This is a genomic window from Mesorhizobium sp. M0030, from assembly GCF_040323695.1.
Taxonomy (GTDB): Bacteria; Pseudomonadota; Alphaproteobacteria; order Rhizobiales; family Rhizobiaceae; genus Mesorhizobium.
Map to the genome: position 1 here is coordinate 370,732 of NZ_JAMYVE010000002.1, position 14,205 is coordinate 384,936.

14 protein-coding genes are annotated in these 14,205 nt (G+C 65.2%); 6 read left to right on the forward strand and 8 right to left on the reverse strand.

Translation table 11 applies throughout. From position 1 onward, the window contains the following. The first annotated feature begins 23 nt into the window (after positions 1–23). On the forward strand, positions 24–752 hold the full coding sequence (locus NKJ80_RS05750; RefSeq protein WP_023672501.1) for an SDR family oxidoreductase: 729 nt from the start codon (positions 24–26) through the stop codon (positions 750–752). A 112-nt stretch (positions 753–864) separates the two neighbouring features. Then, complete coding sequence (locus NKJ80_RS05755; protein ID WP_352497220.1) at positions 865–2,472, forward strand: FGGY-family carbohydrate kinase; 1,608 nt, start codon at positions 865–867, stop codon at positions 2,470–2,472. Positions 2,473–2,482: 10 nt separating this feature from the next. Here the strand turns inward: NKJ80_RS05755 and NKJ80_RS05760 are convergent, their stop codons facing one another. The 6 genes from NKJ80_RS05760 to NKJ80_RS05785 are packed head-to-tail and all read right to left on the reverse strand — an operon-like array spanning position 2,483 to position 8,369. Continuing rightward, positions 2,483–3,412: a phosphatidate cytidylyltransferase gene (locus NKJ80_RS05760; RefSeq protein WP_352497343.1), complete on the reverse strand. Its 930-nt coding sequence runs from the start codon at positions 3,410–3,412 to the stop codon at positions 2,483–2,485. Positions 3,413–3,451: 39 nt separating this feature from the next. Continuing rightward, positions 3,452–4,120, reverse strand: coding sequence for a lysophospholipid acyltransferase family protein (locus tag NKJ80_RS05765; protein ID WP_023672504.1), 669 nt, complete (start codon positions 4,118–4,120; stop codon positions 3,452–3,454). 3 nt (positions 4,121–4,123) lie between these two features. Continuing rightward, positions 4,124–4,558, reverse strand: coding sequence for a hypothetical protein (locus NKJ80_RS05770; protein WP_023693832.1), 435 nt, complete (start codon positions 4,556–4,558; stop codon positions 4,124–4,126). Positions 4,559–4,568: 10 nt separating this feature from the next. Then, complete coding sequence (locus NKJ80_RS05775) at positions 4,569–5,939, reverse strand: phosphatase PAP2/dual specificity phosphatase family protein (protein WP_352497221.1); 1,371 nt, start codon at positions 5,937–5,939, stop codon at positions 4,569–4,571. A gap of 4 nt (positions 5,940–5,943) precedes the next feature. Next, positions 5,944–7,725, reverse strand: coding sequence for a bifunctional alpha/beta hydrolase/class I SAM-dependent methyltransferase (locus NKJ80_RS05780; protein ID WP_488505401.1), 1,782 nt, complete (start codon positions 7,723–7,725; stop codon positions 5,944–5,946). 41 nt (positions 7,726–7,766) lie between these two features. Beyond that, positions 7,767–8,369 (reverse strand): CDP-alcohol phosphatidyltransferase family protein, encoded by a 603-nt coding sequence (locus NKJ80_RS05785; RefSeq protein WP_352497223.1) that lies wholly within the window; start codon positions 8,367–8,369, stop codon positions 7,767–7,769. Between the two features lie 238 nt (positions 8,370–8,607). Here NKJ80_RS05785 and NKJ80_RS05790 point away from each other — a divergent pair, with 238 nt between their 5' ends. From NKJ80_RS05790 to NKJ80_RS05800, 3 genes are read left to right on the forward strand one after another with little or no spacing between them, the layout of a single operon-like run. Further along, positions 8,608–9,609, forward strand: coding sequence for a sugar phosphate isomerase/epimerase family protein (locus NKJ80_RS05790; RefSeq protein ID WP_023805590.1), 1,002 nt, complete (start codon positions 8,608–8,610; stop codon positions 9,607–9,609). After that, the gene (locus NKJ80_RS05795) at positions 9,606–10,481 is read left to right on the forward strand and encodes a MurR/RpiR family transcriptional regulator (RefSeq protein WP_352497224.1); all 876 of its coding nucleotides are present in this window, start codon (positions 9,606–9,608) and stop codon (positions 10,479–10,481) included. The genes NKJ80_RS05790 and NKJ80_RS05795 overlap by 4 nt, the downstream gene beginning before the upstream one ends. Further along, the gene (locus NKJ80_RS05800) at positions 10,478–11,368 is read left to right on the forward strand and encodes a ribokinase (protein WP_023824452.1); all 891 of its coding nucleotides are present in this window, start codon (positions 10,478–10,480) and stop codon (positions 11,366–11,368) included. Before NKJ80_RS05795 ends, NKJ80_RS05800 begins: the two co-directional genes overlap by 4 nt. A 140-nt stretch (positions 11,369–11,508) precedes the next feature. On the opposite strand, the gene NKJ80_RS05805 is transcribed toward NKJ80_RS05800, so the two are convergent. After that, positions 11,509–12,009, reverse strand: a complete 501-nt coding sequence (locus NKJ80_RS05805; RefSeq protein ID WP_023713519.1) for a hypothetical protein — start codon at positions 12,007–12,009, stop codon at positions 11,509–11,511. Positions 12,010–12,104: 95 nt separating this feature from the next. After that, positions 12,105–13,052 (reverse strand): LysR family transcriptional regulator, encoded by a 948-nt coding sequence (locus NKJ80_RS05810; protein WP_023688979.1) that lies wholly within the window; start codon positions 13,050–13,052, stop codon positions 12,105–12,107. Positions 13,053–13,158: 106 nt separating this feature from the next. Here NKJ80_RS05810 and NKJ80_RS05815 point away from each other — a divergent pair, with 106 nt between their 5' ends. After that, positions 13,159–14,169 (forward strand): zinc-dependent alcohol dehydrogenase family protein, encoded by a 1,011-nt coding sequence (locus tag NKJ80_RS05815; protein WP_352497225.1) that lies wholly within the window; start codon positions 13,159–13,161, stop codon positions 14,167–14,169. Positions 14,170–14,205: the final 36 nt, after the last annotated feature.

Consider the following 14,205-nt stretch of genomic DNA (forward strand, 5'->3'; position numbering starts at 1 on the left):
ACCGCAATCGATACGAGGATAGAATGGCTCAGGATTTGAGTGGAAAGGTCGCGGCGATCACCGGCGCCGCGTCGGGCATAGGCCTGGAATGCGCGAGAGCGCTGATTGCCGCCGGCGTTCGCGTTGTGCTCGTCGACCGCGCCGCCGACGCGCTGAAAAGCGTCTGCACCGAACTCGGTCCCAACGCGATCCCGCTGGTGATCGATCTGATGGAGCCGGCCAGCGTCGCGACGATGATGCCGCAAATCCTGGACAAGGCCGGCCAGCTCGATATCTTCCACGCCAATGCCGGCGCCTATGTCGGAGGCCCGGTGCTCGAAGGCGACCCCGATGTGTGGGACCGCATGCTGAACCTCAACATCAACGCGGTGTTCCGTTCCATCCACGCCGTGCTGCCGCATATGGTCGAACGAAAGACCGGCGACATCATCGTCACGTCCTCGATCGCCGGACTGGTGCCGGTGGTCTGGGAGCCGATCTATACGGCATCCAAGCATGCCGTGCAGGCCTTCGTCCACACGGTGCGCCGGCAGGTCGCCCCGCACGGCCTGCGCGTCGGCGCGGTGCAGCCGGGGCCGGTGGTGACAGCGCTGATCAGCGACTGGCCGAAGGACAAGCTTGAGGATGAACTGGCCAAGGGCGGCCTGATACAACCGGTCGAGGTCGCCGAAGCCGTGCTGTTCATGCTGACGCGGCCGAGAAATGTCACTATCCGGGATCTGGTTATCCTGCCGCAGAGCAATGATTTGTGAGGCGTTAGGCGGTAGGAAATGGGGAGAGGCTCTTGCAACTGACGGTTCACTGCTGACCATCTCGCCTACTGCCTACTGCCTACTGCCTACTGCCTAACTTCTGAGGTTCCCCATGTCCCACTTCCTCGGCATCGACGTCGGCACTGGCAGTGCCAGGGCGGGGGTGTTCGACAGCAAGGGCACCATGCTTGCCTCGGCGAAGCGCGACATCGCTCTATTCATCGAGCCCGGCGAAATCGCCGAACAGTCGAGCGAGGACATCTGGCGTGCGGTTTGCGCCAGCGTGCGCGAGGCGGTGACCAAGTCGGGGCTCGCTGGGCGCGACATTGCCGGCATCGGCTTCGACGCCACCTGTTCGCTGGTCGTGGTCGGCCAGGATGGCGCGCCGTTGCCGGTCGGCCATTCCGGCGATGCCCAGCGCAACATCATCGTCTGGATGGACCATCGTGCGCTCGACCAGGCGCAGCGCGTCAATGCCGGCAAGCACGCCGTGCTCGATTATGTCGGCGGCACCATATCGCCGGAGATGGAAACGCCGAAGCTGTTGTGGCTGTGCGAAAACCTGCCCGCCACCTTCGATGCCGCCGAGCATTTCTTCGACCTCACCGACTATCTGACCTGGCGCTCGACCGGCAGCCTGGGGCGTTCGATCTGCACGCTGACCTGCAAATGGACCTATCTCGGCCACGAGCGGCGCTGGGACGAAGCCTATTTCCGCGCCATCGGCCTCGGCGCGCTCGCCGATGAAGGCTTTGCCCGCATCGGCACCCAGATCGTCGAGGGCGGCACCGCGCTTGCCCAAGGCCTGACTGAGGCCGCCGCGGCCGATCTCGGCCTGTTGCCGGGAACGCCGGTTGCGGCCGGCCTGATCGATGCCCATGCCGGGGGAGTCGGCACGGTTGGCGGGCAGGGCTCGGTCGGCACCTTGCAGTCGCGCATGGCCTATGTGTTCGGCACGTCGGCCTGCACCATGGCCAGCACCAGCGAGCCGGCCTTCGTGCCCGGCGTCTGGGGTCCGTATTTTTCCTCGATGGTGCCGGGGCTTTGGCTCAATGAAGGCGGGCAATCGGCGGCGGGTGCTGCAATCGACCACCTCGTCGCTTTCCATCCGGCCACGGCTGAGGCATCCGCAAAAGCCAAGGCGGAAGGTCTCGGCCTGACCGCTTGGCTTGGTCAGCAGGCGGCGAAACAGTCCGCCGACCTGTCCGCAGTAGCGCACCTAGCCGATGGACTGCATGTCGTGCCGGAATTCCTCGGCAACCGCTCGCCCTTCGCCGATCCCGAGTCCAAGGCCCTGATCGCCGGGCTTGGCATGGACACGTCCCTCGACAGTCTGGTCGCGCTCTATGTCGCCGGCCTGCTGGGCATCGGCTACGGCGTTCGCCAGATCCTGGCGGCGATGGCCAAAAAAGGCATTGCCATCGACACTATCGTCGTCAGCGGCGGTGCGGCGCAAAGCGAGCTGGTACGTCAGCTTTTGGCCGACACCACAGGCCTGACCATCGCCGGTTCGACCTCGCCCGAACCGGTGCTGCTCGGCTCAGCCATATTGGCTGCGGTGGCGGCGCAAAAATTTCCCGATGTGATCGCGGCGATGACCGGCATGTCGCGCATCGGCGACATCTATCGCCCGGCCGGTGGCGACCTCGTGCCCTGGCACGACAAGCGCTTCGCCGCCTTCGAATTGCTGCAGCAGGCAGGCCGCGCCATCCGCGATTGAACGGCTTAGCTCACGTCCAGAAATAGCGGACGATGTGGAAGAACACCGGTGCGGCGAAGACCAGGCTGTCGGCGCGGTCCATCATGCCGCCGTGACCCTCGATCAGGTGACCCCAGTCCTTGACGCCCTGGTCGCGCTTGATCGCCGACGCCACCAGCCCGCCGAGGAACCCCATCAGGCAGGCGATGAAGGCGACGCCTGCCGCCGCGAGCGGCGAGAACGGCGTCAGGAACGACAGCAGCGCGCCGAGCAGGCTCGATGACACCAGCCCGCCGATCAGCCCTTCCCAAGTCTTTGATGGCGAAACGGACGGCGACAAAAAATGCCGGCCGAACAGCTTGCCGAAAATGTATTGCAGCACGTCGCTGCCTTGCACGGTGATGATCAGGAAGGCGATGAGCAGGAGGTTGCGGCCCTCGAAACCGGGCACGTTGAGGGTCAGCAGCGCCGGCACATGGCTGACGCAGTAGACCGAGATCATGACCGCCCATTGCTGCGCGGACACGCGCTCGAGGAAGCGCTCGGTGTCGCCGTTGAGCGCGGTGACCGCCGGCATCAAGAGGAAGCAGTAGACGGGGATGAAAATGGTGAAGAGCCCGTACCAGGCGGTCCACACCAGCCAGTACTGGAAGGGAATGATGATGCCGAACATGCCGAGCAGCACCCAGTGGTCGCTGCGCCGGCTGTGCGTCAGCGTCACGAACTCGCGCAGCGCGGCAAACGAGATCAGCGCAAACAGGATGGTCATGCCGGTGCGGCCGAAGAAGAAGGCGACGGTGATCGCCAGCACCATCACCCACCAGGCGTTGATGCGCTGGTTCAAGTTGACGAGCGTCGAGGGCAGCGGCTTCGGCGCCCGCCATGAGAGGATACCGGCAACGATGCTCGCCATGGTCAGCACGCAGATCAGGCCGGCCAGCAGGATGACGGTTTCATGCATTGGCGGCAGTGTCATACGAAGTCTCTTTGCCTGGTCATGCTAGTGGTCCCGATCGGGACGCGGGTTGAGCGACAGCAGCGTCTGGCGCGCGCGCTCGAGGAAGGTGCGGCGTTCTTCGCCGGGCGCGATCGCCACCGGCGGACCGAAGACGACGCGGCACAGAAGCGGCACCGGCAGGAACTGGCCCTTGGGCAGCACGCGCGACATGTTCTCGATCCAGCACGGGATGAGTTCGACATCGGGCCGCGCCATCGACAGATTGTAGAGGCCGGAGCGGAACGGCAGCAGATCCGCCTCCGTCGTGTTGCGAGTGCCTTCGGGAAACAGGATCAGCGAGTGGCCGTCGTCGAGCACCGACAGCATGATCGAGATCGGGTGTTGCGTTTCGTCGGTCCACTGCCGGTGGATGAGCACGGACGACAGCATGTCCTGCGCGATGAAGCGGCGGAGCCGCGACTTGCCCCAATATTCGGCCGCCGCGATCGCATGGGTCCGGGCGCGCACCTTCTCACTCAGACAGGCCGACAGCAGGATGAAATCACCATGGCTGGCATGGTTGGCGAAGTAGATGCGCTGCCGCTCCGACGGCTGGCTGCCGTTCCAGATTGGTCTGACGCCGGTTACCACCCAGGCCGCCGCCGACAGGCCGACCGACGTCACCGTCTGCAGCAAGGTGAAGGTGTTGGCGCGCAGGTGAAGTTTTGTCATGGCTCAAACAAATGCTGCGAAAAGGGATGCCGCAGCAAACATGGCGAGCGCCATGCGCTGCCTTGTCAGCAGGCGGCGCGTGCCTGCCATGCGATGGTCGAGCGAGCGGCCGCCGGCAGTGGTGGATTTCAGGCGCATGCGCGCCAGCACATCGTCGACCGCGGCACCCCCGGCGGCCTCGCTGGCGTGGCTTGCCATCAGCCGGAACAGCAGCGCATCGAACAAAAGCAAGGCCGAAAGAGCCAGCGTGGCCACGGCGCTCGCCGCCGCGACCAGCCAGGCCGCCGCGGACAGCGCTGTCGTCTGCGGTCCGGCCACCAGGCCGATGACCGGCGCTGCCATCACAGCCGCGACCACCAGCAGGATCGGCCACACCGCCTGCACCATCAGCCCGGCGGCGAATATTTCGGCCTTCTCGGGAAAATTGTCGCCACTCATGCCGGCCAACTCATGTCGGTTCTTCCAGCCCCGGTTCTTCCAGCCCCGGTTCATCCAGCCCGATCTGAAGGTGCACGGGCCTGCCCGACGCGGCGAGTTTCTTGCGCGCCTGTGCAGCTGTGTACGAGCGCCCCGTCACCACCAGCCAGTCGGCGACGACGGCTGCACTGCGCTGGAAGCCGAGCGCGCAGCAGACCAGGACGGTGCCGCGCCGGCGCGCCAGCTCGATCGCCGCCACCGCTCGCTCCAGCCTGTCGTGAGGCGGCGCCACGAGGTCGAGCATCGCGTAGCTGATCCAGCGGCAGGTCACGCCGCGCGGCCGTTCCATCTCGCCGGCAAGGTCGATCACTGTGCCGAAGCGGTTGGCCTCGTCGGCACTCGGAAACCGGCCGAGGAAAACACCGTCGGTGATCTCCGCTTGCGGCGCCAGTTGGCGGGTCCATACCCACACATTGATCCGGGCGCCAAGCCGGTAGGGCAGGAGCAGGATGCGGCTGGCCAGTGAGACACTGGCATCGGCCGCCTTCTGGAACACTTTGGCGCCGGCCCCGGCATAGGCGAAGGCGACGATGGCCAGCGCCAATGCCGGCCACAACAGGATGAGAAAATCGGCGGAGACAAACGCTCCGCCGGCAGCGCCGGCCAAGGCAAGGGCGGCGCCCAGCGCGTAGTAGCCCGCAAGCCGCCGCGCCTTGGGGTCGGCGGTCAGACGAAAACCCCAGAAAGGCAATTCGCCCTTGAACGGAAACAGCCATAGCGCAAACAGGCCGAGCAGCGCGCCGGTCGGAATGTCGATGAAATGATGCTGCCACGTCGTCAGCACCGAGGCGCCGATGAGAAAACACCAGACGTGCCAGACGGGGCGGAGAATGCCGCCGAGACGGTGACGTGCCAGAACGTGACGCCAATGGTCCCAGATGATCACCAGGAGTGCGATGTGCAGGGATGGCGCCTGGTTGAACGGCTTGTCGAAACCACCGAGCACTGCAAACAGGAAACCCGGCAGGCCGGTGGTTTCCGGCCGCACGAATGTCGCCGTCAGCGGGAACGCGATGAAGCAGGCGACGGCAATGATCTGCGCCGAGAGATAGCGGCCGGCGAGCCGGTCGACGCCGCGCCTGGTCGTGTTGAGCAGCAGCGATAGGCCGTAGAACAGATTGATCGACCAATAGGGCACGATCGTCCAGGCGACGAACGGGATGGCGTGTTCCCAGGCAAACACGATGCTGCCGACATGGTCGCGCCGCGACGCCAGCCAGTTGGCAAAGCCATAGGTCGAATAGAAGAATGGCGCCAGCAGCGCCAGCCAAAGGGCTGCCCTCAGCACGATGCCCAAATAGGGTTCCCGCGCCGGGGCAGGGTCAGCGACAGGCAGGGCCATGGTCTCAGACGCGCCGTGCGACCGAGACGGTGAAGATGCCCCATTGGTCGATGCGCTGGTCGATCTTTGCGAAACCGGCAGCCGTCACCAACTGGTCCATCTCGCCTTGCGTGCGCCGCCGCATCACCCAGGCCTGTCCGCCGCGATGCGAGGTCAGGCTGCGCGCGATCATCTCCAGCTGCGGATGCCATGGCTGGTTGGTGTAGACGAGCAGGCTGCCGGGTTGCATGGCGCTGGCCAGCCCGCCGAGCGAGCGGGAAATCATCGTGTTGTCGGCGAACAATTCGTAAAGCCCGGAGACGATGGCGAGGTCCGGCGCCGGCTTTTGCCCGGCCAGCATGTCGGCATCGAAGGCGTCGGCCTGATGGAAGGTGACGCTGGTCGGCAGCTGCCGCTCGGCGATCAGCTTCGAACCCAACCCGACATTGAGCTCGGAATAATCCTGCAGCCGCACGCTTGCCGGCGGTTCAGTGCATTTTGCGACGGCATCGAGCACATAACGGCCGTGACCGGCGGCGATGTCGAGCATGTGGACGGGACGGCCGGCTGCCTTCAGGCTGGCGGCGGCGTTGCCGATCAGCTCTTCCAGATGCAGCTTGCGCTGGCGGATGCCGCGCCAGCCGATGGCGTCGAGGAAGGTGCGGTCTATCATGCGGCCGATGAAGCCGATGCCGCGCGCGTCGTTCTCGTAGACATAGTCGAGCGTCGAGCCGGAATCGAAGCCGGTGGCGATGCCGGTCTTCATGCCCGAAGACAGCCAGGCGCCCATGCGGATCGAGGCGCGGCTTACCGCCCAGTAGATACCCTTTGGCGACAGCAGCGCCAGCGGCGAGGCCAGCCTCTCGGCCTCGTCGCGGGTGTAGCCGGCGCGGTCGGCCTGAAGCAAGTCGATGGTTTTCTCCGGCGTGGCAAATTGCTTTTCGAGGAACGGCCGGATCAAGTCCAGCGCCTGCTTGCGATCGCGCTCGCCCAGCGTGTCGTGGAAGAAGCCGGGCAGCACATGCCGCTCCTTGGCGCTGCTGCCGAGATTGACGAAGAATTCGTGCTGCGGTCCATGCCGCACCACCCAATCGCTGCCGGAGATCAAGAGCTGCGTCGGCACGGTGATGGCGCGCGCGTCCGAGACGATGCGGGCAGCGTGGTCGTAAAGCTCGACCAGGATGTTGGAGGCGATCGGTCGCGTGATCAGCGGATCGGCGTCGAAGGAAGCGATGCGCTCGGCGTCATGCGTCAGGAACTTCGCCTTGACGTAGGAATTGACGAAGAAGCGGCCCTTGAGCTTCTGCCACAGCGCAATGCCCTCTTTGGCGAAGGGCACGTAGAGCTTGACCGAAAAGGCCGGTGAAGCCACCACCAGCGCGCGGATGTCGGGCGCATAGTCATGCACCCAGGCAGCGGCCAGCACGGCGCCGAAGGACTGCGCGATCAGCGCGATGTCGCGCTGGCCAAAACCATCCCGGCCGATCTCACGCACCAGGCAGTCGATGTCACGAACCAGGGTGGCAAAGGATGGCGCATAGCCGCGCTCGCCGGCCGAGCGGCCATTGCCGCGCGCGTCCCAGGCGTAGAAGGCATGGTCGGGCATGGCGAGTTCGTCGACCAGATGCGCCATGCGGCCGCCATGCTCGTGGCCGCGATGGAACAGAAGGATCGCACCCTTTGGCGTCGACCCGGCGGCCGGCCAGTAGCGGTAGAAGATCTCGGTGCCGTCATGGCTCTTGAACGTGCGCTCCTGCGCGATGCGCTCGAGGCTTGCCGGTGCTCCGGCTGCAATGGTCTGGTGGATCATGGTTTCCCTCTGGCGGTCGGGTGCCTGACGCTTTGGCATCATGCGCCGCCCGCTCTAAGGCCGCCGCGTATCCGGTTGATGGCGGTTACGACTGACAGTGTAGCCATGACCGGAAACACAAAGGGCACAATCGCTTGGAACCACAGGCCGCAGGCGATGAGGAAGGCGATGACGCCGAGCACCAGGGCTCGGTCGCTCTTGCCGAACGGCCCGGCATAGTTGCGCCCGCTGCCTGCGGCAACGCCAAGCACGCCGGCGAACTCGACAAGCATGGCGGTAATAGCGAAGGCGACGACACCCCAGGCCGGGAACAAGGTGGCAAAGGCCAGGATCAGCGCCAGGTCCGAGACGACGTCGCAGAGTTCGTTGAGATACATGCCGAGTTTTGATGCTTGCCCATGTTCCCTGGCCAGCATCCCGTCAATGGCGTTGAGCGCCATGCGCACAAACAGCACCACCGGCATCAACAGGAACACCAGGGGATGGAAGGCAAAGGCAGTGACCACCAGGCCTGTGGCGATGGACAGTGCTGCGGCGAGAAGCGTGATCTGGTTGGCGGTGACGCCGGCATCGGCCAGCCGGTCGGCCAACGGCCGCAGCCTGGCCTGAAAGGCCGGTTTCAGTTGATAAAGCGTTGGCATGTGCGATCCCCCAACCGCGGCTCATGACAGTGTCGGCCAGATTGGTCAATCGGCAGGCAGGGCGCAAGGGCTCGCACCAGCATCCGCACCGTTGCGGGACTCGAAACTCCCGGCATGGATGCAGAGGCGCAGCCGAAGATCTCGGCCAAGCAGGATGTTGCGCGCTACAAACCGCCTCGCAAATGATAACTTTACAAATACTCGTATTTATGTGAAGTAAATCACTGAAAGGTCGATCATGACAAACAGTCGCTTCGCCACCCGCCTGAATTCCTTCGCCTCGCGGCCGCAAGCCGAATGGCCTGATCTCACCGGCAAGCCGTCCATGCTGCAGATGGCCACTCGCGCGGCCAAGGTCGACGGGTTGACCGATCTTGATCTTAATTTCCCCGATCATGTCAGTGAAAAGCCGGCTGAAATCGCCCGAAAGCTCGGCGATTTCGGGCTTTCCATCAATGGCTTTGCCATGCGTTACTACTCCAATCCGGCCTTCAAGCTCGGCGCCTTCACCAATCCGGACCCGGCGGTGCGCCGCGAAGCCATCGACTTGACCAAGGCCGGTATCGATGCGGTGCGCGCGGCCGGCGCCAGTCTGATGACGCTGTGGCTGGGCCAGGATGGCTTCGACTATGCATTTCAAACTGACTATGCGACGCTCTGGCAGCACGAAATCGAGGGGATTCGTGAAGTTGCCGCGCATGATCCCGGCTGCCAGATCAGCCTGGAGTACAAGCCTAACGAACCGCGCTCCTACTCGCTGATGCCGGATGCGGCGACCACCTTGCTGGCGATCCGCGAGGTCGGCCTACCCAATCTCGGCGTCACGCTCGATTTCGCCCATGTGCTCTATGCCGACGAACAGCCGGCCTTCGCCGCGGCGCTGATCGCTCGCCACAGCAAGCTGCTCGGCGTCCATCTCAACGATGGCTATGCCAAGCGCGACGACGGCCTGATGGTCGGCGCGGTGCACACGCTGCAGACCATCGAACTGCTGCGCCAGATCCGCCGCGACGGCTACGCCGGCGCCATCTACTTCGACACCTTCCCCGACATGACCGGGCTCGATCCGGTGCGCGAATGCGAAGTCAACATCGCCACCGTCAAGCGCCTGCTGCGCGTTGTCGACCGGCTGGAGAAGGATAACCGCCTGTCCGCCGCCATGGACAGTCAGGACGCCGTGACGTCGCAGGCTATCGTCCAGGAAGCCATGCTCGGGCCGGAGACGAGGGGACGTGGATGACGTTGAGCAATCTCGATCTGAAAGCCGTGGGGCCGCGCATCCGCATGATGATGCCGCATCTCACCCCGCTTGAGGCCAAGGTGGTGGAAACCGTCTTCGGCCGGCGCGGTTTCGACCAGACCATTCCGCTGAAGCAGATCGCCGAGGAGGCCAGCGTGTCGGAGGCGATGGTGGTCAAGATCGCCAAGAAACTCGGCTTCTCCGGCTACCGCGACTTCCGCACCGCCGTCTATGAATACAGCCGCCTCCCGACCGCCGAGATGCACCAGGAACTGTCGGTCGACGACAGCTCGGCCGAGATCGTGCAGAAAGTGTTCCGCACCTCGATCCAGGCGCTGGAGGAGACGCTCGCGATCCTCGACATGGACGATTTCGACCGTGCCGCCGATCTGCTCTACCGCGCCAGGAACCGCGATTTTTATGGCGTCGGCGGCTCCGCCCAGATCGCCCGCGACGTCTCGCACAAATTCCTGCGCATCGGCATCCGCGCGTCTGTCTATGATGACTCGCACATGATGCTGATGTCGGCCTCGCTGCTCGGCGCCGACGACATCGCCGTCGGCTTCTCGCATTCCGGCAACACGTCGGCCGTCGTCGACGCCATCCATCTTGCCCGCAAGAGCGGCGCCCGCACACTGGCCATCACCAACTACGACAACTCGCCGCTGGCCCGGATTGCCGACATCGTGCTGTGCTCGACGGCGCAGGGATCGCCGCTGATGGGCGAAAACGCAGCGGCGCGCATCGCGCAGCTCAACATCCTCGACGCGCTGTTCGTGGCGGTGGCGCAGCGCGACTACCAGGCGGCGGAGCGCAATCTCGGCCGCACCATGTCGGCGGTCACCTCGAAACGAAAAGACCGGGGCACATGACGGTTCCGCTGGTCACCGTCTTCGGCAGCCTGCACTACGACATCATGGTCGACGCGCCCGACCGTCCGCGCAAGGGCGAGACTGTGACCGGCCATGCCTGGCAGCCGAAATGCGGCGGCAAGGGCGGCAACCAGGCGGTCTCGGCGGCACGCGCCGGCGTGCGCGCGGCGATGATCGGCGCCGTCGGCGACGACGATTTCGGCACGGCGCTGCTGGCCAATCTCGATCGCGCTGGCCTCGATCGCCGCTTCGTGCGCGTGGCGGCAGGCGCAGGCTCCGGCATGAGCGTGGCGATCTTCGACAGCGATGGCGACTATGGTGCGGTGATCGTCTCCGGCAGCAATCTCACGCTGGACGATGATGACGTCGTGGCAGCAAGGGAGGTGGTGGTACAGACGGCAGTGCTGTTGCTGCAAAACGAAGTGCCCGACGCCGCAAACATCGCTGCCGCGCGCGCGGTGAAGGCATCCGGCGGCCGCGTCGTGCTCAACGCCGCACCGGCGCGAACACTGTCGGCCGAATTGACCGCGCTGATAGACATCGTCATCGTCAACGCCATCGAAGCGGAATTTTTGGCCGGCGTTCCGGTTGTCGATACGCTCGCCGGCGCAACCGAAGCCGCGCGGCGGCTGATCGATGCCTACCCCTCGGCGATCGTCACCGCCGGCGGCGAAGGTGTCGCCTATTGCGACCGGACCGGCGCGGCCTTCGCACTGGCGGCCGTCCCGGTCAAGGTCGTCAGCACCCATGGCGCCGGCGACGAATTCGTCGGCGCCTTCGCGGCAGGCCTCGCCCGTGGCCATCCGATGGAAGCGGCGATCGCCACGGCCAATGCCGCCGCCGCCTCGCTGGTGGCGACACCGGAGGGAAAGCGCAGCTCGCGTTGAAAACTCAGGCCGCATATTGCCGCCTCCAAACCCGTGCCCCCGTCGATGAGCGAAACGGCAAACCGGGCGCGGCGAGAACCTGCTTGGCTTTGCCCTGATGGAGGCGCGGGACCAAGCTGCGTGGTCGAAAGTAGGGAGCTTCAGTCCGCTTCGCCGGCCGAACTTTTGCCGCACTGCGCCAGCACCTTACCGATCGCAGCGCTCGAGCCCGTCAGCGGAAAGCTGTTCTCGCCATATTTGTCGGCCGTAACCGTGACGTCGCCCTTGCCGCGCAACAGGCCGAGCAGTGGATCGTCTTTGCTCAGCTCAGCCGTGAAGTAATTATACATGGCCTCGAGGTCGAGCTTTTTGGTCACGCTCTTGTCACCGCCCTTGAAGGTGAAGGAAGCGCTGATGCCGGGTTCCAGCTGCTGGCCGGCCGCACCCAGATCGTAGCTCAGCACCGGCTTGTCGAAACAGACGAGCATCAGATGCGCATCGGCCTTCGGTCCGCCGCACACCGAAGCCGTCAGCACGCTGCCGCCTTCGTCTTCTTCCATCTTGGCGCTCCAGTTGCAGGACGCGGCAAAAGCCGGCTGCGCGGCTTGCAGCGCGGCCAGAACGGAACCTGCCATCATGAACTTCGCCAATGCACTTTGCATGATCCCCTCCCAAGCTACATTCAACGAGATCATACAGGACAAAAGGCCTGGTGACAGCGGCATATGCCGTCTTAGCCCCCGGCGCGCCCCATTGATCAAGCCTTTGAGACCGGCCTCGACGTCCAGGGTGGCTCCGGCGCGAAGCGCTTGCCGATCCACTCGGCGAAGGCGCGTGTCTTGGCGGCTTGTCCCTTGGCCGAGGGCATGACGACATAGACCGCGCCTTCGTCGGCCAGCGTCCAGTCCGCCAGCACCGGCACCAGCCGTCCGTCGGCGAGTTCGCGTCCGACAAGCCAGTCGGTGCTCATCATCAGGCCGAGGCCTTGCACCGCGGCTTCGACCAGCACCTCGGCATCGTCGCACACCATCGGCCCCGAGACGTCGACGTTGACGCGGCGTCCCGAACTGTCGGTCATCTCCCAGGTTGGAAAGGTCTGGAAGCCGGAGAAGCCGAGGCAGGCGTGTTCTGTGAGCGCTTCCGGCGCTTCCGGCGTGCCCCGGCGGGCGAGGTAGGAGGGAGCAGCGCACAGCAACCGCCGCCGTGTCGCGATCTTGCGCGCCACCAGGCGCGAGTCCTCCAGCGCGCCGAGACGGACGGCGACATCGAAGTTCTCTGCAACGAGATCGACGAACCGGTTGGAGAACTCGGCCTCGATGCGGACATCCGGGAACGTCGCTAGAAATTGCGGCAGCAGCGGCCCGATCCACATACGGCCAAAGGTTCCCGGCATCGCCAGCCGCAGCAAGCCCCGCGGAGCCCCGCTGGCATGCGCGGAAGCAGCAGCCTCAGCTTCGTCTACCGAGGCCAGGATGGCGCGGACACGCACCAGGAACTCCGCTCCGGCCTCCGTCAACGACACGCTTCGGGTGGTCCGGTGCAGCAGCCGCACGCCGAGCCGCTCCTCCAGCGATTGCAGGCGGCGTGACAGAACCGTCGAGTCGCGCCCGACGCGCAACGCTGCCTTGGTGAAGGAGCGCGCTTCCGTGATGGCCGCAAAGGCGGCCATTTCGGCAAGGCTGGCGGGGTCGTGTGATTGCTGCATAAAGCACAGGATTCAAATGTAAAAATTCCAGATTATCTGCTTGTAGCGCAGCAGATAGCTTCACTCAATCCTGACGATTGACCCCTTAAACAGGAATGCGTGAGCCATGAAAGCCATCGAACTGACCGCCGCCAAGCTGGACGCCTTTCGCGCCACCACCATTGCCACGCCTGAACCGCAGCGCGGCGAAGTGCTGATCCGCCAGCGCGCCGCGAGCCTGAATTTCGTCGATGTGGCGGTGGCCAGCGGCAATTATCGCGTGCCCGGCTTTCCGCTCATTCCCGTCGCCGACGGCGCCGGCGAGATCGTCGCGCTGGGGGAGGGCGTTACGGATTTCGCCGTCGGCGATCGCGTCGTTGCCCATGCCAAGCCGCGCTGGATCGGCGGTCCGCCCCGGCCTAACGAGATGACGCAGATGCGCGGAATTTCGCTGCCGGGGTCGCTCGCCGAATATGTCGCGCTGCCGGCCAACTCGCTCGTGCCGGTACCGGCTCGTCTCTCCTTCGAGGCGGCGTCGACCCTGCCGATCGCCGCGACCACCGCCTGGAACGCCGTCCGCGCCGCCGATGTCGGGCCGGGCTCGGTCGTCGTGCTGCTCGGCACCGGCGGCGTCTCCATCTTCACCCTTCAGCTGGCGAAAGCCGCCGGCGCAACCGTCATCATCACTTCTTCGTCGGACGAGAAGCTGGAGCGGGCGAAGGCACTCGGCGCCGATCATCTCATCAACTACCGCGCAACGCCCGACTGGGACGGCAAGGTGCTGGAACTGACCGGCGGCCTCGGCGCCGACCTCGTCGTCGAGACCGCCGGCACCGCCACCTTCGCCCGCGCCGTCAACGCCACCGCGCCTGGCGGCACGCTGTTCACCATCGGTTTCGTCACCGGCGCCGAGGCCACGGTCGACCTGCTGCCGATCATCATCAAGGCACTGAAGGTGATCGGCAACAACACCGGGTCGGTATCTGACCTTCGCGCCGCCGTCCGCGCCATCGCCGCCGCCCGCATCGACCCGGTCGTCGACAAGGTGTTCAGCCAGGAGCAGGCGGCCGAAGCCTACGCGCACATGGCGGCAGGCGGGCAGCATTTCGGCAAGCTTGCGTTCAAGCTCGACTGGTAACCGAGGCGCGCGAGCTGCCAATCTCCCCCCTTGAGG